Origin of the sequence: Cellulomonas telluris, assembly GCF_004886325.1 — a bacterium.
In the GTDB taxonomy this organism is placed as follows: domain Bacteria; phylum Actinomycetota; class Actinomycetes; order Actinomycetales; family Cellulomonadaceae; genus Cellulomonas; species Cellulomonas telluris.
Map to the genome: position 1 here is coordinate 1 of NZ_QXFN01000010.1, position 795 is coordinate 795.

Genomic DNA, 795 nt, shown 5'->3' on the forward strand with positions numbered 1-795 from the left:
GGCTCGAGCTCCCGGTGCGCGAGACGGCGGGCTGAGCCGATTGCCGCCCGACCGCCGGGCTCATGTATCCTCGACGGCGCTTGGGCAGGTAGCTCAGTTGGTACGAGCGATCGCCTGAAAAGTGATAGGTCGGCGGTTCGACCCCGCCCCTGCCCACAAGCACAGCAGGGCCCCGGTCACGTCCCGACCGGGGCCCTGCTGCATACGCGATGCGCCACTCCGACTTTCGCCTGTGGCGGGCGGGAACGACGTCGGGGAGGATCGACAGATGTCCACCTGCCCGTAGAGCGAAGGGAGCCGGCGATGCGCGTCGTCCTGGCCAACTCCGCCTTCCACCACGTCGGCGGCAGCGAGACCTACCTGATGACCCTCGGTCAGAACCTGATGCGCCTGGGGCACGACGTGCGCATCTATGCCCGCGTTTCCGGCGACATGGCGGTGCTCGCCAAGAAGCACGGCCTCACGACCGTGAACCACCCGGAGGACCTCGGCGAGACCGCGGACGCGGTCGTCTCGCAGGACGGTCTCGTCGCGCACGACCTGGCGGCACTGTGGCCACGGGTCCCGCAGGCCCACGTGTGCCACAGCTCCCTCTACGACTTCCAGCAACCGCCGCTGGTCCCCGGGATCGCGTCGACGGTGATCACGCTCAACGACCGGGTGCGCCGCCGCGTGGAGGCACTCAACGGCGACCACGTCGTCGTCCGCCTGACGCAGCCCATCGACACGCAGCGGTTCTCGCCGACGTCGACGCCGGCAGACCGCCCCCGGCGCGCATTGCTGCTCAGCAGCTAC

At 69.7% G+C, this 795-nt stretch carries 1 protein-coding gene and 1 tRNA gene; both read left to right on the forward strand.

The window, feature by feature from the left end:
- The first annotated feature begins 82 nt into the window (after positions 1-82).
- Positions 83-156, forward strand: a tRNA-Phe gene (locus FB586_RS18440).
- Between the two features lie 147 nt (positions 157-303).
- On the forward strand, positions 304-795 hold a 492-nt coding region (locus tag FB586_RS18445), incomplete at its 3' end, for a glycosyltransferase family protein (protein ID WP_136520831.1).